Here is a 17,808-nt window from a genome sequence, read left to right on the forward strand (position 1 = left end):
GGGCAACCAGTTTGTGGTCGAGGCGTGCTTCGCGGCCGACAGCGCGAACGGCTGGGACCGCTCGGGCGCTGTCGTTGGTCACGTCGAGCAATGCCCTGGATCTGTCCCCACAACGTCCAGCGCCTGGCCTCCACGGAAAGCAACGGCGCCTCAATCACCGACGTGCTGCCGGAGGACACCGCCACCCTCCTGAGCGCTAACGGACGCCCTTGACCTTCCAGACCAATACCGCGCCCAAAGCGGACATGGCCGCGGAGCAGAGGAACAGTGAGCGGTAGCCTTCGGAAAGCGGTCGGGGTTGGGCCACCAGTCGCCGAGACCGGCCATGTCGCTGGTGCGGGCGCCGAACCAGGCGTCGTCCACGACGAAGACCTCGACGCCGAGACCCGCGGCCAGCTCGGCCAGCTCGGTCTGCTGCTTCTCGGTGATGTCGAACTCGGTCGCCTCCCACGAGTTGAAGATCAGCGGGCGTTCGGCAGGACGGGCGGGAAGCACCTGACGTTCGACGTAGGCGTGCCAGCGGCGGCTGGTGCCGCCGAAGCCGTCGGGGGCATACAGTCCGGTGAAGACAGGGGTTTCCAGACGCTCGCCGGCGCCCAGCTTCCAGACCAGCCCCTCGTGTCCGAACCCGCCCGTCCAGGAGGCGCGGCCATAGGGGTCGCGGCGCAGGGTGATCCGGCGGCTGCCGCTCCAGGCCAGGGCCGCGCTCCAGACCTCGCCGTGCTCCTCGGCGGCGTCCTGCGCGTCGAGCATCAGCCAGGGTCCGGCGTGCTGTCCCGTGATGCCGAGGCGGCTGGTGAACACGGTCTCCCCGACGGGCACCCGGTCGCGCTGGAGTTGGAACTCCCGGCCCCATTCCCCCACCACGTGACTGACCCGGTAGTCGTCGCGAGCGGGCAGCGTCCAGGCGGCGGAGTCTAACCGCAGGACGTCCACCGGCTCGTCCGCGGTGAGGACGGCCCAGCGCTCGATCTGGTCATGGCCCTCCCGGAGCCGGTAGTGCAGGTCGAGACCGAGGGAGCGGACCCGATCGGTGAAGGAGAGCGTGAGCCGGTCGTCCTCGACCGTGTGCGAGACGAACCGCCACTCGAAGCCGCGGACACCGTCGTCGAACCGGACGGTCAGCGACGGCGCCCCGAAGCGCAGGCCGCCCTCGACCACGTACTCCTCACCCCCGGGGTCGTCGCTGCCAGGGTCCTCGGTGGGCAGGTCGGCCGCGATCACGACGGCCTGCTCCAGGGTCAGCGGCCGGCCCCAGTGCACGTGCCGGGGGACGTCGTCGGCGTCCAGCCGGAAGGTGTAGGAGGTGCCGGGAGTGCTCAGAAGCCAGAGGCGGGCTTCGGAGTCGTGAGTGATCACTCGAATCCTCAAAGGTGAGTTGGGCGCATGTCTTACTCATCCACCGGGGCCGGCCGGATCAGGTGAGCCGATCCGGCCGGCCCCGTGCCTCAGTCGGCGTAGACGCCGACCTCACGGAGTGAGTAGCCCCACTGGGTGCCGCGCTCCAGCCCCTTGACGCGTACGTAGCGGGCCTGAGTTCCGGCGAAACGCGCCGTGTCCAGGCCGCCGTCACCGGAGGCGGTGGACCACACCGTCTTCCAGTTCGTGCCGTCTTCCGACAGCTCGACGCGGTACGACTTCGCGTACGCCCTCTCCCAGTCGAGGGTGACGCGCTTGACCGGCTTCGCGGATCCGAGATCGATCCGCAGCCACTGATCGTTGTTCCACTCGCTGGCCCAGCGGGTGCCATTGTCGCCGTCCACGGCCTTGCCGGGCGCGAAGCTGACGAACGGGTTCCACCATTCCGATGAGGACGCCGAGGCGGTGGCGCCCGAGGCCAGGTTCGCCCCGGACTTGTGCTTCTCGGTGTTTCCCCAGGTGCGGAGGTAGGACTCGGCGCCGGAGAAGAGGTCGTCCACGACCTCCTGGCCGCCGACGATCCGGATGTCCTCGATCCAGTCCGGGACCATGCCGTAGTGCGCCGCGCCGTCGGTGTTGAAGTCCCATGTGCGTTCGCCGGCGGTCTGCTTGTCGATCACCGAGCCGCCGTCCGTGCTGCGGAAGGGGTACTTCACCGGGTTCGGGGTGTCCCCGCCCCGTGGGGCCGGCCAGCCGCCGACGCCGTTCATGTCGGTGCCGTAGCCGTAGCCGACCTTGTACTTCTCGCGCAGCGCGTCCGTGCGTTTGGCCTCCGCACTGAACGCCTCGGAGCCGCTCATGTACTGGGCGGCGAACCCGCCGAGCTTGTAGAGCCGTTCGGTCCAGCCCAGGTCCATCCAGCTGTGCGAGGAGATGACGCCCGGGTACGACTCGGACTCGAGGATGTCGAAGGCTTGATCCGCGGCCTTGACGCTCATGTGGTCGATCTCCAGCATCATGTGGCGTTTCATCATGCCGCGCACCGCGTACGCACCCAGGTCGGTCAGCCCGCGGGTGTTGCACTGCGCGCCTGAGGCGTACGAGGGGACGGCCACGCCCTTCGGGAGCTGCTTCTCCGCCTCCGGTGCCGCCGCGTTGCCGATGGGGTTGTCGTGCTGCGGGCCGCGGCAGGTCTCCGTCTTCCAGAACGTGCCGGTCGACAGGAACTGGCCCACATTGATGGCCGTACCGAGGGCGCCGGAGTCGTAGCGCACCCCGCACAGGGCGTTGTCGAACTTGTGGCACAGGAACATGCTGCTGACGCCCAGTTCCTGCAGCTCGTCCAGGCCCCGGTCGATGTCCTCCTTGCTGCACTGCGCGATATCCAGGATCTGCTTGCAGCCGAACGGCTCCGAGGTCTCGACGCCCAGGACGACGGCCAACTTGCCCTGCTCGATGACCTCTCGGGCCTGCGCGCTGTCCGTGACGATCCGGAACCAGCCCTTGCCTGGGCCGCCGTACATCTTGTCGATGAAGGCCTGCATGTCGTATGTCTTCTTCGCCTCGAGACGAATGGCGGTCATCTCGTCGCAGCTGCGGTCCTTGAAGAAGTAGACCGAGCAGATCACGCCGTTGGTGACCAGGTCGTTGACCAGCACCCGCTGGCCGCCGCGCCATGCCCGCTCGATCCAGGCGTAGTAGTTCTGCTGGTGGGTCAGCGAGTCGTGGGCGGGCCAGTCCTTGAACGTGGGCCAGCCGACCGGGTCGTGCTTGCCGTCGCCCTTGGTGACGAAGTCGAAGATGGCGAGCGAGCCGTCGGGGTAGTGCTCGGGGCAGTCCTTGAGCGCGTCAGCGACGCCCTGCTCCGAGAACGGCTTGCCGCAGATCAGCCGGCCGCCGAAGCCCTCGTTGGACATGATGTGGTCGTGGGCGTCGACGAAGCCCCTGACGCGCCCCTGGGAGTCGGTGCCCTTGAAGGGCTCGCCCGTGACGTTGATCTGCGCGTCGGGCGTGGGCCGCGCGGTCGGGGTCCACCAGTCGGTCTCCGCCGCGGAGCTGGGCAGCGGACCGAGTACGAGGGCCATCACGGCGAGGAGCAGTGACGGCACTATGAGGGATCTGAGTCTGCGGCGCTGAGGTTGAACCATGGTCATCGCATGGATCCTTAAATGTGAGGGGGGCTCATGTTTCGCTCATACGTTAGAGACGCGAGCTCGCAACGCCAACCCCCTGACGGGGGCTATCGAAGATCGCTCCACCGGGGGCCCTCATGCCCGAGAAGGCGCGGGCGGCGAACACGCCGGAAAGTCAGCCGGGGCGCCCGATCAGCCTCTGGGCGAGGGGCCCGTCGGCGGGGGATGGCGGGAACAGGCCCTGCGAGAGCGGGCCGACCATCACGCCGAAGCCCACCTCACACCGCGCGATCTGCACGGCCAGCAGCTGCAACTGCCTGCCGGGACCGTGATCCACATCTGTGAGAATCCGCGCGTGGTGGAAGCGGCGGCGGACGCAGCCTGCGTCCGGCCCTTGGTATGCGCCTCGGGCAGCGCCGCCACGGTGGTCCTCACGCTCCTCGACGCCCTCACCGCCACAAGCTGCTGCTTCGCATATCACGGCGACTTCGACTGGCCGGGCATCGCTCTGGCGAACCGGATCATTCGCCGTTACGGAGTCGTGCCGTGGCGCATGGGCGCCGAAGACTACGAGCGCCTGGCCGCCCGCAGTCAGGCCGAGGGAATCCCTCAGCTACCGCTCGACGGCCAGCCTGTCGGCGCGGCCTGGGACCCGGATCTGGCCCCTGCCACGACCGCCCTCGGCGTCGCGCTCCATGAGGAGGGCACCCTTGACCTTCTGGTAGAAGAACTTCCAGGTCGATCGCAGGAAGGCTTTGTCCGCCACCCGACCGTGCAGAGTCCTGGCCCGCCACGGTCGTTCGGCGCGGCCGGACCTCACCGATACAGTCCCACCCAAGCGGGCAAGCGGGTCCCTAGCCGAAGAAGCTCAACCGGACCCGACGGTCCGTGTTGCTCCTGTTTGTGTCCACCAGACACACCGACTGCCACGTCCCCAACGCCAGCCGCCCGCCCAGCACGGGCAGTGTCGCGTGAGGAGGCACCAGCGCGGGGAGGACGTGGTCACGACCGTGGCCGGGGCTGCCGTGACGGTGCTGCCAGCGGTCGTCCGCGGGGAGCAGTGTGTGGAGAGCGGCGAGGAGGTCGTCGTCGCTGCCGGAGCCGGTTTCGAGGATGGCGATTCCGGCGGTTGCGTGGGGCACGAAGACATTCAGGAGGCCGTCGCGACCGGCCGCCGCCTCCCTCAGGAAGGCTTCACAGTCGCGGGTGAGGTCGACGACCGTCTCCGACGAACCGGTGGTGACGTTCAGGACGCGGGTACCGAAGGCATCGGGCATGCCCCCATCCTCGCCCATACGTCGAGGCCCGCGTCCGACCCGACCGCGCCTACGTCGCGTTCGTCCCCGCACACCCCCGCCCGCGCGGCGATACGAGGGGTCCGCTCCGCGAGACACCATTGACCGTACGCGCACCAGCTGGCTGGTTTCCGCCGCATGTTGCGTTCAGCCCTGCTCACCACGCGCGGTCACATCGACCTGCTGCGGGTGGCCTCCGCCGCGTGTCGCCGCGGCCGCTGACGCCCTTTCACCTCTTCTTTTCTCCTCGCCCGGGCTCCGCCCCGCCCGCGCGTCCCGCCTCACATGGTCACGCGAGTTCGTGACGCGACATGTGTTCACGCCGAGTTCGTGACGTGGCGGTGCCCTGGCGTACTCCTCTCCGGTCGCTCTCCTCCCCGTGGAGCACTCATGAGCATCAGCCATGCCCCGCCGGCTCATCCGGGCTCGATATTTCGCATACATCCAAGACCGATGCGCACCAACACGCACCTCCCGAAGTCGACTTCGCCGACTTCGTGGACACCCGGTTCAACGGCAGTCTGCCGCCGTCCACGACCACGCCCCGCGTCTTCAAGGAATCCTGATGACCGTCCATGTCACAAGGAGGCGTACTGGTTCGGGGAGGACGTGATTCCGGACCTGACGGCACCTGGGCTGCTCCCCGTACGGTCGCGGGAGGTGGCACGCCGCTGCCTGTCGCGCGTGGCCGCCGACACGGGCTCGTCGGGTGCCTCACAGGCAGCCCCCTCCGGGAAGATCCCGGACCCCGGTCCGGTTAGCAGATGCGTGAACAACAACGGGGTACGCGCGCGCGAAGTCGATGTCGTCGTCATAGGCGCTGGACAGGCCGGCCTGTCCAGCGCCTATCACCTGCGGCGCACCGGTTTCGAGCCCGAACGGGACTTCGTGGTGCTCGACCACGCGCCTCGTCCCGGCGGCGCCTGGCAGTTCCGCTGGCCGTCGCTGACGTACGGCAAGGTGCACGGGATGCACTCCCTGCCCGGCATGGAACTCACGGACGCGGACCCGGCGCGTCCGTCCTCCGAGGTCATCGCCGAGTACTTCGACCGGTACGAGCGCACCTTCGACCTGCGCGTACGGCGGCCGGTCGACGTCAAGGCCGTACGGGAGGGTTCCGGGGGACGGCTGCTCGTCGAGACCGACGACGGTACGTGGTCGGCGCGGGCGCTGATCAATGCGACGGGCACCTGGGACCGGCCGTTCTGGCCACGCTACCCGGGCCAGGAGACCTTCCGGGGGCGGCAACTGCACACGGCGCAGTACCCCGGCCCCCAGGAGTTCGCCGGTCAGCGGGTGGTCGTCGTGGGCGGTGGTGCGTCCGGCACGCAGCATCTGATGGAGATCGCCCCGTACGCGGCGGAGACGACCTGGGTGACACGACGCCCGCCCGTCTTCCGCGAGGGTCCCTTCACCGAGGAATTCGGCCGGGCCGCCGTCGCGCTCGTCGAGGAACGCGTCCGCCAGGGATTGCCGCCCAAGAGTGTCGTCTCGGTGACCGGGCTGCCGCTGAACAACGCGATCCGGCAGGCCCTCGACGACGGCGTGCTGGACCGCCGGCCGATGTTCGACCGGATCACGCCCGACGGCGTCGAGTGGGACGACGGTCGCCGCGTGGATGCCGACATCATCCTGTGGGCGACCGGCTTCCGGGCCGCCATCGACCATCTGGCGCCGCTGCGGCTGCGCGAGCCGGGTGGCGGTATCCGCGTCGAGGGGACGCGCGCGGTCGCCGATCCGCGGATCCATCTGGTCGGGTACGGGCCCTCGGCCAGCACCATCGGCGCCAACCGGGCCGGACGCGCGGCGGTACGGGAGATCCGGCGGCTGCTGGCGGGAGTACCGGTCACCGTCTGACACCTCTACGGCAGCTCAGCCGGTGCGGGTGACCGTGGGGTGGCTGTGGGGGTGACCGTCGAGGTGACCTTGGGGGTGGCTGTGGGGGTGACGCTGGGGGTGGCCCTGGGGGTGACGGCAGGGGAACCGGTGGGAGCAACGCTGTGGGACGCGCTGCTGCGGTTCTGGTTGAACTCGGCGACGTTCCTCTCGTGTTCCTCGTAGCTGGCCGTGAAGCGGGTCTCGCCCGGCTTGACCGTCACGAAGTAGAGCCAGTCACCCGGGGGCGGGTTGGTCGCGGCGCGCATCGCGTCCTCGCCGGGGTTGTCGATGGGCGTGGGCGGCAGACCCATGCGCTGGTACGAGTTGTAGGGGTTGTTGAGCGTCGTGTCGTTCTGGCTGGTGTTCAGGGTGGAACGGTTCAGCGCGTAGTTGATGGTGGAGTCCATCTGCAGCGGCATGCCCCGCTCCAGGCGGTTGAAGATGACCCGGGCCACCTTGCCCATGTCCGCCTTGGTCGCCGCCTCGGCCTGGGCGATGCTCGCGATGGTGACCGCCTGGTAGACGTTCATCGCGTTGCGCTGCGCCCCGGCGGCGACCGGAGCCTTCTTGAACCTCTGATTCGCGGTGTCGACCATGAACTTCAGCAGCGACTCCGGAGTCGCCTTCTTGCCGATCTGATACGTCGCCGGGAAGAGGTAGCCCTCGGGGTTGCCCTCGGCGTCGTTCGGCAGCTTCAGGTTGGCCTTCCCGAGCGAGTTCTTGGTGGTGCCCGGGGGAACCCGGAGGGCCTTGTCGACGGCCTCGTAGATCTGGCCGGCCCGCCAGCCCTCCGGGATGACGAGGGACCTCGGGTGCGCGGCCTGGCCGCGTCCCATGGTCAGCAGCGGCACCGCCACGGCGGTGGCCGCCACGACGGCTCCGGTCGCGACGAGGGCGATCCGGCCCCGGCGCGTCAGTCGAATCGTGCTCCGTGGCGGAGTGTTCATCTGCATGCGGGCACGTTAACGCGCCAATGACATCAAACCCGGCATATCGTCATCTTGTCGGCTCCAGTTGGGCATCCCGATGGACGAGTGCGGCGTAGCGCCCCTCCTGCTCCAACAGTTCCTCGTGCGTGCCGCGTTCGACCGTACGGCCGGAGTCGAGGACCACGATCTGGTCGGCGCCCCGAATGGTGGACAGCCGATGCGCGATGGTGAGCGTGGTGCGATTGGCCGACAGGGCGTCGATGGCCTGCTGGACGGCATGCTCCGTGCGTGTGTCCAGGGCGCTGGTCGCCTCGTCGAGGATGAGCACCGGCGGGTCGCGCAGGATCGTGCGGGCGATGGCGAGGCGTTGCTTCTCGCCGCCGGAGAACCGGTGGCCGCGCTCGCCGACGACCGTGTCGTACCCGTCGGGCAGGGACGCGATGTGGTCGTGGATCTGGGCCGCGCGCGCGGCCGCGTACAGCTCCTCTTCGGTGGCGTCCGGCTTGGCGAAGCGCAGGTTCTCGGCGACCGAGGCGTGGAAGAGGTACGTCTCCTGGGAGACGACGCCGACCGCACGCGCGAGCGAGTCGAAGTCCAGGTCACGGACGTCGACGCCGTCCAGCGTGACGCGACCGCCCGTGACGTCGTACAGCCGGGGCACCAGATAGCTGAGCGTGGACTTGCCGGAGCCGGTCGGGCCGACGACGGCGAGGCTGCCACCCGCGGGGACGGTGATGTCGATGCCGTCGAGGATCGGGCCACTCTTGTCGTCGTAGCGGAACTCGACGTCCTCGAAGCGGATCTCACCCTTGACCTGGTCGAGGTGGACGGGGCGCTCGGGCTCGGTGATGTCGATGGGGAGGTCGAGGTACTCGAAGATGCGCTGGAAGAGCGCGAGCGAGGTCTGGATCTGGACGCCCGTGGAGAGCAGGCTGACCGTCGGACGGAACAGGCCCTGCTGGAGCGAGACGAAGGCGACCAGGGTGCCGATCGAGATGGCGGCACCACCCACCTGGAAGGCGATGCCCGCGGCCCAGTAGATGACGGCGGGCATGGCGGCCATGACGATGCCGATGACGGACATGCGCCAGCGTCCCGCCATGTTCGACTTCACTTCGAGGTCGACCAGACTCTCGGACTCCGCTGCGAAGGACTTCGTGAGCGAGTCGGCGCGGCCCATGGTGCGACCGAGCAGGATGCCGCTGACGGAGAGCGACTCGGTGACCGTGGCGGCCATCGCGGCCATCTGCTTCTGGCGCTCGGTGGTGATCTTCTTGCGTTCGTTGCCGACCCGGCGGCTGATCCACACGAACACCGGCAGCAGAAGCAGCGAGACGGCGGTGAGCCGCCAGTCCAGGGCGACCATCGCGACGATGGTGGCGACCACGCTGGTGAGGTTCGAGACCAGCGAGGTGGCGGTGGAGGTGACGGTCGCTTGCATGCCGCCGATGTCGTTCGCGATGCGGGACTGGACCTCGCCCGTGCGCGTTCTGGTGAAGAAGGCGAGCGACATGCGCTGGAGCCGGCCGTAGACGGCGGTGCGCAGGTCATGCATGACGCGCTGGCCGACGGTGGTGGAGATGAGGGTCTGCAGCACGCCGAAGACGCTGGTGAGGACGGCGCTGAGAATCATGCCGAGCGCGAGCAGGCTCAGCAGGCCGGTACGGCCCTGGGGGATCGCGACGTCCAGGATCTCCTTCAGCAGGAAGGGCGTGGCGACGGAGACGAGGGACGCGGCGCCGACCAGCAGGCCGACGATCGCGAGTCGGCCGCGGTAGGGCCGGAAGAGCTTCAGAATGCGGCGCACCTGTCGCGGCTGTTCCGCGTCGACAGGTGGCGGGGTCCAGGTGGATTGGTCGGGACGCATGGGCTCCTACGGGTTGTGAGAGCGCCTCTCGGGGCGAGAGGCGACGACGACTGACGGAGCATAGCTCATTGTTACCTATACTCACAATGAACCAGGTCCTGATATTGTTCCCACATGACCACCCCCGATGCCGACGGCCTGCTCGCCGAGCAGCTGCTTCGACTGACACGTCGCGTGCACCGCATCCAGAAGCGCCATCTGGAGCAGCGCGAGCTGGGCATCACTCCGGCGCAGTCCCGGCTGCTGCGGACCCTCGCGCACTACAGCGCGCCGCCCCGCATGGCCGACCTCGCCGAGCGACTCGAAGTGGTGCCCCGCGCCGTGACCACCCTGGTCGACGGCCTGGAGGCGAGCGGCAAGGTGCGCCGGGTCCCCGACCCCACCAATCGGCGGGTCATCCGCATCGAAGTCACGGACGAGGGGCGCTACGCGCTGCGGGAGCTGCGCGGCGCGCGCCGGTCCGCCGCGGAGGAGATCCTGGCCCCCTTGACGGACGAACAGCGCGAGGTGCTCGGCGGGCTGCTGGACACCTTGGTGGACGGCGCGCCCACTGTGGAGCATCGCTGCTGAAGAGCAGTAGGAGCCGGGGCTGAAGCGGTAGGAGCGGCTGCTGAAGGAGGCCTCCTCGCGGGTGGCCGACCACGCGACGGGCCGCGGCTCACTCCGTGCTGCCGGGGTGGGAGCGCGCGACCCGTCCTGAGACCCTCAACCGGCTTCGGGCGCCGACTCCCCTCAGGAGCCTCACCCGCCCCTCTCAGGAGTCTCGGCAGCGGCCGCGGTCCTGCGTCAGCACTCCCTGAACAGTGGTCAGACTCCGGTCGTAGCAGCCCGACGAGCCGTACAGCCGATAGCGCTCGCGCGTCGTACCGACCGCGTGACGCTGGTCGCGCGGCACGTTCGCCGTATACGTCGCGTCGCCCGTGTAGGAGTCGTCGAACCGTGACCACGCGGTGCGGCGCCCGGGGCGGGTCTCCACGACGCCCGCCCGGTCGCCGAGCGTCAGGACGGTCCGCAGCCGGTCGTCCGCGCCGAGTGTCGTCGTTCCGTCCATCGCGTACGTGCGTCGTGTGCGCGTCGTCCTGGCCGGTCCGCGTCCGTCGACAGTGACCGTCTCGTCGTCGATCCAGGTGGCCTCGAGTCCGTCCGTGTTCTCGCCGTCCGTCCAGCGGTGCACGGAGGTGTTCGCCAGCGCGCGGCTGACGGTGGTCTTCACCCGGCCGTGCGAGGTGTCGACGTACCCGGCGACCGTCAGCCGGTGCCCGCCCTCGGTGTCGAGACGATTCTCCGAACCCGGTGTGTACATCGACGAGTTGGCGAGGTCTCCCGCCTTGACCTCGGTCAGCGCACCGCTCACGCGCTCACGCTGCGCGTCCTGCCAGACGAGGACGTTGACCGGGGTGCTCCAGCCCGTCTGCCCCTCGGGCACGCCCACGACCGACACGTCGAGCTGGTGCGGGCGGCCGTCGTTGAGGAGCCCCGCGAAGGGCGTGAGGTCGTACTCGATGGGCTTGATGTCGAAGGCGCGCGGGCCCGGAATCACGTACCAGAGAAACGGGTTGGACCAGCCGCCGGTCCACACGGTCGGGAACGGTTCGGCGATACCGGCGAGTTGGCCATCGACCTTGATCTGCACCTCGCGGTAGGGGCCTCTGTCCGCCTGGCAGGAGTACGGCGCGGAGGTCGGCACCGTCAGGTACCAGTACTCCTCACAGCCACCGCCGGACCCGGTCGCGTACACCTCGGCGACGATGCGTTCGCTGTTGCGCGGTGTGGTGAGGAGGCCGTTGCGGAGGGTGAGGACGCGGTCGGGGGTCGTCGTCGACGCCTGCTCGGCAGGCTTCTGCGCGGGCTTCGCCCCGGGGTTCGCGACGGACTTCTCAGCGGACTTCTCGGCAGACTTCTCGGCAGACTTCTCGGTAGCGTAGAAGGTGAGCGTGGCCTTGATGTCGAGGACGCCGGTGTACGTGTCGTCGACGACGTTCCCTATGAGCATCTCGACGTCGCGGTTCTGCCGGAACGTGTCGCTGTAGCGCGTCACGTCCTTCTCGACGGACCACTGGATACCGTCGGGCGAGGGTTCCGGAGTGGACGTACGGAAGATCTCGACACCGCCGATGTGCAGATAGCCGAGCCGGTCGAACTGCCGCCCCTTGACCTTGCCGTCGAGCCGCAGCACGACCTTGCTCCAGCGGTCACCGCAGCCGCTCGGCGGCATGTAGGTGCCCCTGTACGGCGTGAAGTCGCGGAATTGCGCCTCGGCGACCGTCACTTCGCAGGACTTGGTGGCGGGCTTGTCGATCGGCGGAGCGGCGGTCAGGGGGTCGTGCCAGTCGGTGCCGAACTCGGCGGATGGGTCCACGAGTTGGGCGGCCGAGACCGGGCTGACCCCGAGGAGGGCGCTCGCCACGAGGGTCACCCCGGCGAGCATGGACATGATGAGCCGTCTTCTCATGTGCCGTGTTCTACGGGGCAGTTGGCCCGCCCCGCAATGGGCCCCCTAGGGGGTTTCTGATGGATCTCCGTGGAAGAAGGAGCGGCGTTCGGTGCGTGCTCTCGGCGTGCCGGGCGGAAGTCCTCGATGGGGGTCCCCCCGCGCGAGCGAAGCCGAGCGTGGGGGAGGAGCTACTAGGGCTTTTGTCCGGTGCGGCGAGAGTGCGTGCCGGGCGTCGCGACGCCGCGGAGATCCATCAGAAGCCCCCTAGGCGTTCAGATCCGCCTTGTCCCCCATCACCACGACGGGGTGCTGATTCGGGTCGAGCGTGCGCAGCAGATACTCCATGGCCGACTTGGGCAGACTCACGCACGCCGACGTACCGCTGCCGTGGTCCATGTGCAGCCAGATTCCGCCACCCTTCGACTGGCCCTCGGGTCGGGTCGGGTCGTTCGGCGCGGTGCCCTTGACGCGGTTGTAGTCGATGGCGATGACGTAGTCGAAGTCGTGCCAGTGGGACTTGGCCCAGTATCGCGGCGCCTGGAAGGACGCCGACCGGGTGTACGGGAGCCGGGCGCCCGGGTCGGCGAGCACACCGCCCGCGTCGCTGAGCGTGAACACGCCGACCGGGCTGCGCTTGTCGCCCTCCCGATGATCGTTGGTCCAGCCCTTCTTCCCATTGTGCGCGGCCCAGCTGCGGGTCGTGTCCCACGTCGAGCCGGCCTTCGTGTACAGCACGACCGTGGAGTCCGCGGAGTCCTTGCCGTCCCCGTAGACCGCCACGACCTGGCGGGAGTCGGAGGGGATCCGCTGCCGCAACCGGTCGCCGATCTCGGGGATGCGTTTCAGATGGACAGTACGCGCCGGGGGTTGGACGTCCTTGCCGCCGGCCCCTCCCTCGCTCTTCGCCCCGCTCCCGCCGCCCGAACCACCACAGGCCGAAAGGGCGCCGGCGAGGACACCACATACCGCCGCGGCGAACCCCGCACGCATCGCACTGTTCCTTCCCATGCGGTCCATCGTCGCACCACACACTTATAGGCCTAATCGCCCACCCCCGCTTCTCGTCCCTTCACGGGCGGTTGGGGCCGAATCCTTGCCTCGCGGCGGAAAATCGCTTGCTTCCGACCACGCCGCGACGCGAACCTTTCACGGTTTGTTGCCGGCCTTCACGGCCGGCCGGTTGCCGACATCGCGGCTCCCTCCCCTCACTGACACGAGCCACTGGGACGTCATGCAGATTCAAGACCTTCCGTATCCCGACCCGGGTGTGCCGGACGCGCGCTCGGGTCCCCAATTCCTGCGGTGGCTCTTCCGGAACCAGCTCGGCGGGCAGTTCAAGGCCCTCGCCTGGGGTCTGCTGCACTTCGTGGCCGTCTCCGGGCTGCCGTTCTGTGTCGGCCTCGCCATCCAGGCCGTCGTCGACCGTTCCGGCACCCGCCTCGCCCTGACGGGCGGGCTGATGGTGCTCTGCGGCGCCTGTATCGCGCTGGGCGACACCATGCTGCACCGCGCCGCGGTCACCAACTGGATCACGGCGGCCGCGCGCGTCCAGCAGCTGCTGGCCCGCAAGACCGCCCAGTTGGGCTCCGCGCTGACGCGGCGTGTCGCGGCCGGTGAGGTCGTCGCGGTCTCCACCGGCGACGTCGAGAAGATCGGCTGGTTCGTCGAGGCCGTGTCGCGGTTCCTGGCGGCGGCGCTCACCGTGGTGCTGGTCTGCGTGGGCCTGGTCGTCTACCAGCCTGCGCTCGGCGTGATCGTCGCCGTGGGCGTGCCCGTCCTGGCGCTCGCCGTGCTGCCGCTGCTGCCCCGCGCCACCCGGCGCGCCGACTTCCAGCGTGAGAAGGCCGGACGCGCCACCGAGCTGGCCTCGGACACCGTCGCGGGCCTGCGGGTGCTGCGCGGCATCGGCGGAGAGGACCTGTTCCTCGACCGGTACCGACGTGCCTCGCAGGAGGTCCGCCGGGCCGCCGTGCGCAGCGCCCGGATGTGGTCGCTGATCTCGGCCATCCAGGTGCTGCTCCCCGGTCTGCTGCTGATCGCCGTCATCTGGCACGGTGTGCATCTCGCCCGCGACGGCAGGATCACGGTCGGCGAACTGGTCACCGTGTACAGCGCGGTCATGCTGCTCACCTATCCGCTGCGGCACTTCGAAGAAATCGCGATGGCCTACTCCTTCTCCCGCCCGTCCGCCAAGCGGGCCGCCCGGGTGCTGTCCCTCGAACGAGCCATGGACAGCGAGGGATCCCGTTCGGCGGAGGCGCCGAGAGGCGATCTGTACGACCCCGCGACCGGGCTGCTCGCGCCCGCCGGACGACTCACCGCCGTGGTGTGCGGCGACCCGGACGCGGCGGGACTGCTGGCCGAGCGGCTGGGTGGGCATCCGTCCGAAGAGGGCATCTCGGTGCTCCTCGGCGGCGTACCGCTGGACGAACTGCCGCTGGACTCGGCCCGTACCGCCGTCCTCGTCCAGGACAAGGACCCGGTGCTGCTCTCCGGCTCGCTGCGCGAGCTGCTCGACGTGCCCGCGCCCGGTTCTGTCACCGCCGAGGCCGCACTTGCCGCCGCGCAGTGCGGCGACGTCCTGGACGCGCTCACCCAGGGGTCACTGGACGCCGAGGACCCGCTGGACGCCCGGATCACCGAACGCGGACGCTCCCTGTCGGGCGGCCAGCGCCAGCGTCTGGCGCTGGCCCGGTCACTGATCACCGACCCCGAGGTGCTCGTCCTGGACGAGCCGACGTCCGCCGTCGACTCGCACACCGAGGCCCGGATCGCCGACGGCGTGCGTGCCCTGCGCGCCGGGCGTACGACGGTGGTCTTCACCTCCTCGCCGTTGCTCCTCGACCACGCGGACCGTGTCGTCCTGGTCCACGAGGGCGAGGTCGCGGCGGTCGGCATGCACCGCGAACTGGTGCACAGCGAGCTGCGGTACCGGGCCGTGGTGACCCGGGAGACCGACGAAGAAGCCGCTCTTGACGGCGTACTGGAAGAAATCGAGGAGACCGCATGATCGGCGTGGCGCCACCGGCGTACGACCCGGCCGCCCCGACGACGGCGAACACCCTGCCCGTCGGCGCGCCCGCGACCGTACGCGCCTACGTGGCCGAACTGTTCCAACGGCACCGCAGGGCCTTCCTGCTCCTGATCACCGTCAACACCGTGGCCGTCGTCGCCTCGATGGCCGGGCCCTATCTGCTGGGCTCGGTCGTCGAGCGGGTCTCGGACCACGCGCGCGAGCTCCATCTGGAGCTCACCGCCGCGCTGTTCGTCGCCGCGCTCGTCGTACAGGCCGTGTTCGTACGAGAGGTACGGCTGCGCGGCGCCATGCTCGGTGAGCGGATGCTGGCCGATCTGCGCGAGGACTTCCTCGTACGGTCGGTGGGGTTGCCGCCAGGGGTGCTGGAGCGGGCCGGGACGGGCGACCTGCTGTCCCGCATCACGACGGACATCGACCGGCTCGCCAACGCGATGCGCGAGGCGGTGCCGCAGCTGGCCATCGGTGTGGTGTGGGCCGCGCTGCTGCTCGGCGGGCTCACTGTGACCGCGCCACCGCTCGCCCCCGCCGTACTGGTCGCGGTACCGCTGCTGGTCGTGGGCTGCCGGTGGTACTTCAAGCGGGCGCCGTCGGCATACCGCTCGGAGGCCGCCGGTTACGCCGCCGTCGCCGCCGTCCTCGCCGAGACGGTCGACGCCGGGCGCACGGTCGAGGCGCACCGCCTGGGCGAGCGCCGCATCGAGCTGTCGGACCGCCGGGTCAAGGAGTGGACCGCATGGGAGCGGTACACGCTCTGGCTGCGCTCGGTCCTCTTCCCGGTCATCAACTTCACCCATGTGACGGTGCTGTGCTCGGTCCTGATGATCGGCGGGGTCTTCGTCCTCCAGGGCTGGATCGGCGTGGGCCAGCTGACGACGGGCGCTCTCATCGCACAGATGCTCGTCGACCCGGTGGGCCTGATCCTGCGCTGGTACGACGAGCTGCAGGTCGCCCAGGTCTCGCTGGCCCGGCTGGTGGGTGTCCGCGACATCGAGCCGGCCGCGGGCGACCCGGCGGTGGCTCCGGACGGGCGCGATGTGCATGCGGACCGGGTGCACTTCGGCTACCGAGCCGGAGTGGACGTACTGCGCAAGGTCTCCCTGGAGGTCGCGCCCGGCACCCGGCTCGCCCTGGTCGGCCCGTCCGGCGCGGGCAAGTCCACGCTCGGCAGGCTGCTCGCCGGGATCTACGCGCCCCGGGAGGGCCGGATCACCCTCGGCGGCGCCGAACTGGCCAACATGCCCGCCGAGGATGTGCGCTCCCACGTGGCCCTGGTCAACCAGGAGCACCACGTCTTCGTGGGCTCACTGCGCGACAACCTGCTGCTCGCTCGGACGAGCGCCGACGACGCCGAGCTGTGGGCGGCGCTCGACGCGGTCGACGCGGACGGCTGGGCGCGGGCGCTGGACGACGGCCTGGACACCGAGGTCGGCTCGGGCGGGCTCGCGCTCACTCCGGCCCAGGCCCAGCAGATCGCGCTGGCCCGGCTGGTACTGGCCGATCCGCACACGCTGGTCCTGGACGAGGCGACCTCGCTCCTCGACCCGCGAGCGGCCCGCCATCTGGAGCGCTCGCTGGCCCGCGTCCTCGACGGCCGCACCGTCGTCGCCATCGCGCACCGGCTGCACACCGCGCACGACGCGGATGTCATCGCCGTCGTCGAGAACGGCCGGATCAGCGAGCTGGGCAGCCATGACCAGCTGGTCGCGGCGGAGGGTGCGTACGCGGCACTGTGGCGGTCCTGGCACGGGTGAGCGAGCCGGCTCGGGGCGGCCCCGTCCGGGGTGGGGCGGCCTCCGTCCGGGGTGGGGCGGCCTCGGCGCCTGTCCCCTCCTGTGGGGAGGGGCGGGGCCACGTCGGCCTCCGGCCGTCCCTTCGTGGGCGGGCCGTTCCCATGGTCGGACCTTGTGGCGTTGCGCTGTGCCGAAGGGGGGTGGAAGGCTGGAAGTGGACACCGGCTCGGCGGACTCTGGCGAACCACCCGGTTCGCGCGGGGCGACGCCCGTGTCCCGTGGCCCGCACGCCCGCCGTCGAACGCGGCGGCAGCGGACCCCGCCCGCACCCCCTGGAGGTAGCCGTGGACAGCGCCGACGGATGGGGAGACGACGTCTACCAGCCCGACGGATCCGAGGTACAGGACGACGCGGGGCTGCTCGACGCCGAGGACACGCTGCTCGCCGACGGCGTCGGCGATCCCCTCGATCGGGGTTGGTCGCCGCCCGAGCGGCCGTGGGCGGTGGAGCACACCGGGGTGACCGCTGAGGAGCGGCGGAAGGGCGAGACCCTGGACCAGCGCCTCGCGGAGGAGCTTCCCGAGATCCCCCAACCCGACGGAGACGACATCGGCGACTGCCAGGGCACCGACGGCGAACCCCTCGACAACGAGGTGGGCGACCTTCGGTCCGGCCGCCTGGTGGCTCCCGACGAAGGAGCGCACGAGGACGAGGAGAGCGGGCTCATCGCCTCGGACGTGGGCATCGACGGTGCCGCGGCCTCGGCCGAGGAGGCCGCCATGCACATCGTCGACGAGGACTCCCTGTCCGGCTGACCTATCCCGCCACTCCCTGTCAAGGAGCACCCATGCAGCAGGACAAGCAGCCCGACTACCACCCTGTCGTCTTCCGCGACCGCGCCGCCGGGTACGCGTTCCTCACCCGCTCCACCGCGACGAGCGACCAGACCATCGAATGGGACGACGGCGAGACCTACCCGGTGGTGGATGTCGAGATCTCCTCGGAGAGCCACCCCTTCTACACCGGGAAGGCCCGAACCGTGGACACAGAGGGAAGGATCGCTCAGTTCGAGCGGCGGTACGGGGGTGGCGGCCAGGGAGCCGGCGCGGGCGACACAGCCTAGAGAGCGACCGAACGTCAGGTGACT

Annotated in this window: 16 protein-coding genes and 1 pseudogene; 8 read left to right on the plus strand and 9 right to left on the minus strand. The window is 69.9% G+C overall.

Features of this window, described 5'->3' with window-relative positions; all coding sequences use genetic code 11:
• Positions 1–150: 150 nt before the first annotated feature.
• The 3 genes from IEY95_RS02985 to IEY95_RS48665 form a co-directional block, all read right to left on the minus strand.
• Positions 151–1,359, minus strand: a complete 1,209-nt coding sequence (locus IEY95_RS02985; RefSeq protein WP_229702527.1) for a glycoside hydrolase family 36 N-terminal domain-containing protein — start codon at positions 1,357–1,359, stop codon at positions 151–153.
• 89 nt (positions 1,360–1,448) lie between these two features.
• Entirely contained in the window at positions 1,449–3,512 is a 2,064-nt protein-coding gene (locus IEY95_RS02990) for a discoidin domain-containing protein (RefSeq protein WP_189184214.1), read from the minus strand.
• A 154-nt stretch (positions 3,513–3,666) separates the two neighbouring features.
• Positions 3,667–3,828, minus strand: coding sequence for a hypothetical protein (locus tag IEY95_RS48665; RefSeq protein WP_229702528.1), 162 nt, complete (start codon positions 3,826–3,828; stop codon positions 3,667–3,669).
• Between IEY95_RS48665 and IEY95_RS48670 the strand changes: the two are divergent.
• A pseudogene (locus IEY95_RS48670) lies at positions 3,820–4,164 on the plus strand (DUF2399 domain-containing protein); the annotation flags it as partial. The gene IEY95_RS48665 and the pseudogene IEY95_RS48670 overlap by 9 nt on opposite strands.
• Here the strand turns inward: IEY95_RS48670 and IEY95_RS48675 are convergent.
• Both IEY95_RS48675 and IEY95_RS03000 read right to left on the minus strand, forming a co-directional pair.
• Positions 4,105–4,257 (minus strand): hypothetical protein, encoded by a 153-nt coding sequence (locus IEY95_RS48675; protein WP_229702529.1) that lies wholly within the window; start codon positions 4,255–4,257, stop codon positions 4,105–4,107. The pseudogene IEY95_RS48670 and the gene IEY95_RS48675 sit on opposite strands and share 60 nt — an antisense overlap.
• Before the next feature lie 88 nt (positions 4,258–4,345).
• On the minus strand, positions 4,346–4,768 hold the full coding sequence (locus IEY95_RS03000) for a secondary thiamine-phosphate synthase enzyme YjbQ (RefSeq protein ID WP_189184215.1): 423 nt from the start codon (positions 4,766–4,768) through the stop codon (positions 4,346–4,348).
• A gap of 156 nt (positions 4,769–4,924) precedes the next feature.
• Here IEY95_RS03000 and IEY95_RS50565 point away from each other — a divergent pair, with 156 nt between their 5' ends.
• Both IEY95_RS50565 and IEY95_RS03005 read left to right on the plus strand, forming a co-directional pair.
• Positions 4,925–5,008, plus strand: a complete 84-nt coding sequence (locus IEY95_RS50565; RefSeq protein WP_313884353.1) for a putative leader peptide — start codon at positions 4,925–4,927, stop codon at positions 5,006–5,008.
• Between the two features lie 546 nt (positions 5,009–5,554).
• A complete protein-coding gene (locus IEY95_RS03005) occupies positions 5,555–6,643 on the plus strand; it encodes an NAD(P)-binding domain-containing protein (RefSeq protein WP_189184216.1) in 1,089 nt (362 codons plus the stop codon).
• Between the two features lie 5 nt (positions 6,644–6,648).
• Here the strand turns inward: IEY95_RS03005 and mltG are convergent, their stop codons facing one another.
• Positions 6,649–7,617: an endolytic transglycosylase MltG gene (gene mltG / locus IEY95_RS03010; protein ID WP_189184217.1), complete on the minus strand. Its 969-nt coding sequence runs from the start codon at positions 7,615–7,617 to the stop codon at positions 6,649–6,651.
• Positions 7,618–7,660: 43 nt separating this feature from the next.
• On the minus strand, positions 7,661–9,460 hold the full coding sequence (locus IEY95_RS03015; RefSeq protein ID WP_189184218.1) for an ABC transporter ATP-binding protein: 1,800 nt from the start codon (positions 9,458–9,460) through the stop codon (positions 7,661–7,663).
• A 114-nt stretch (positions 9,461–9,574) separates the two neighbouring features.
• On the opposite strand from IEY95_RS03015, the gene IEY95_RS03020 reads away from it, so the two are divergent.
• Positions 9,575–10,030, plus strand: coding sequence for a MarR family winged helix-turn-helix transcriptional regulator (locus IEY95_RS03020; RefSeq protein ID WP_189184219.1), 456 nt, complete (start codon positions 9,575–9,577; stop codon positions 10,028–10,030).
• Positions 10,031–10,214: 184 nt separating this feature from the next.
• Here the strand turns inward: IEY95_RS03020 and IEY95_RS03025 are convergent, their stop codons facing one another.
• Together IEY95_RS03025 and IEY95_RS03030 are read right to left on the minus strand one after the other, a co-directional pair.
• Positions 10,215–11,912 (minus strand): peptide-N4-asparagine amidase, encoded by a 1,698-nt coding sequence (locus tag IEY95_RS03025; protein WP_189184220.1) that lies wholly within the window; start codon positions 11,910–11,912, stop codon positions 10,215–10,217.
• Between the two features lie 246 nt (positions 11,913–12,158).
• Positions 12,159–12,902 carry a L,D-transpeptidase family protein gene (locus IEY95_RS03030; RefSeq protein ID WP_189184221.1) on the minus strand — a complete coding sequence of 248 codons (744 nt, stop codon included), beginning with the start codon at positions 12,900–12,902 and terminating at the stop codon, positions 12,159–12,161.
• 223 nt (positions 12,903–13,125) lie between these two features.
• Here IEY95_RS03030 and IEY95_RS03035 point away from each other — a divergent pair, with 223 nt between their 5' ends.
• The 4 genes from IEY95_RS03035 (at position 13,126) to IEY95_RS03050 (ending at position 17,784) form a co-directional block, all read left to right on the plus strand.
• Positions 13,126–14,904 (plus strand): ABC transporter transmembrane domain-containing protein, encoded by a 1,779-nt coding sequence (locus tag IEY95_RS03035; RefSeq protein WP_189184222.1) that lies wholly within the window; start codon positions 13,126–13,128, stop codon positions 14,902–14,904.
• Positions 14,901–16,682 (plus strand): ABC transporter ATP-binding protein, encoded by a 1,782-nt coding sequence (locus IEY95_RS03040; protein ID WP_189184223.1) that lies wholly within the window; start codon positions 14,901–14,903, stop codon positions 16,680–16,682. The genes IEY95_RS03035 and IEY95_RS03040 overlap by 4 nt, the downstream gene beginning before the upstream one ends.
• A 323-nt stretch (positions 16,683–17,005) precedes the next feature.
• Positions 17,006–17,476 (plus strand): DUF5709 domain-containing protein, encoded by a 471-nt coding sequence (locus IEY95_RS03045; protein WP_189184625.1) that lies wholly within the window; start codon positions 17,006–17,008, stop codon positions 17,474–17,476.
• Between the two features lie 32 nt (positions 17,477–17,508).
• Positions 17,509–17,784: a type B 50S ribosomal protein L31 gene (locus IEY95_RS03050; protein ID WP_189184224.1), complete on the plus strand. Its 276-nt coding sequence runs from the start codon at positions 17,509–17,511 to the stop codon at positions 17,782–17,784.
• Positions 17,785–17,808 lie beyond the last annotated feature (24 nt).

The sequence above is a fragment of the Streptomyces albiflavescens genome (genome assembly GCF_014645835.1).
Taxonomy (GTDB): Bacteria; Actinomycetota; Actinomycetes; order Streptomycetales; family Streptomycetaceae; genus Streptomyces; species Streptomyces albiflavescens.

Excerpts from the sequence above, each read along its gene's own strand:
- IEY95_RS02990 (WP_189184214.1), bottom strand. The coding sequence starts at position 3,512 with ATGACCATGGTTCAACCTCAGCGCCGCAGACTCAGATCCCTCATAGTG.
- IEY95_RS03000 (WP_189184215.1), bottom strand. The coding sequence starts at position 4,768 with ATGCCCGATGCCTTCGGTACCCGCGTCCTGAACGTCACCACCGGTTCG.
- IEY95_RS50565 (WP_313884353.1), top strand. The coding sequence starts at position 4,925 with ATGTTGCGTTCAGCCCTGCTCACCACGCGCGGTCACATCGACCTGCTG.
- mltG (WP_189184217.1), bottom strand. The coding sequence starts at position 7,617 with ATGCAGATGAACACTCCGCCACGGAGCACGATTCGACTGACGCGCCGG.
- IEY95_RS03015 (WP_189184218.1), bottom strand. The coding sequence starts at position 9,460 with ATGCGTCCCGACCAATCCACCTGGACCCCGCCACCTGTCGACGCGGAA.
- IEY95_RS03020 (WP_189184219.1), top strand. The coding sequence starts at position 9,575 with ATGACCACCCCCGATGCCGACGGCCTGCTCGCCGAGCAGCTGCTTCGA.
- IEY95_RS03025 (WP_189184220.1), bottom strand. The coding sequence starts at position 11,912 with ATGAGAAGACGGCTCATCATGTCCATGCTCGCCGGGGTGACCCTCGTG.
- IEY95_RS03030 (WP_189184221.1), bottom strand. The coding sequence starts at position 12,902 with ATGGGAAGGAACAGTGCGATGCGTGCGGGGTTCGCCGCGGCGGTATGT.
- IEY95_RS03035 (WP_189184222.1), top strand. The coding sequence starts at position 13,126 with ATGCAGATTCAAGACCTTCCGTATCCCGACCCGGGTGTGCCGGACGCG.
- IEY95_RS03040 (WP_189184223.1), top strand. The coding sequence starts at position 14,901 with ATGATCGGCGTGGCGCCACCGGCGTACGACCCGGCCGCCCCGACGACG.
- IEY95_RS03050 (WP_189184224.1), top strand. The coding sequence starts at position 17,509 with ATGCAGCAGGACAAGCAGCCCGACTACCACCCTGTCGTCTTCCGCGAC.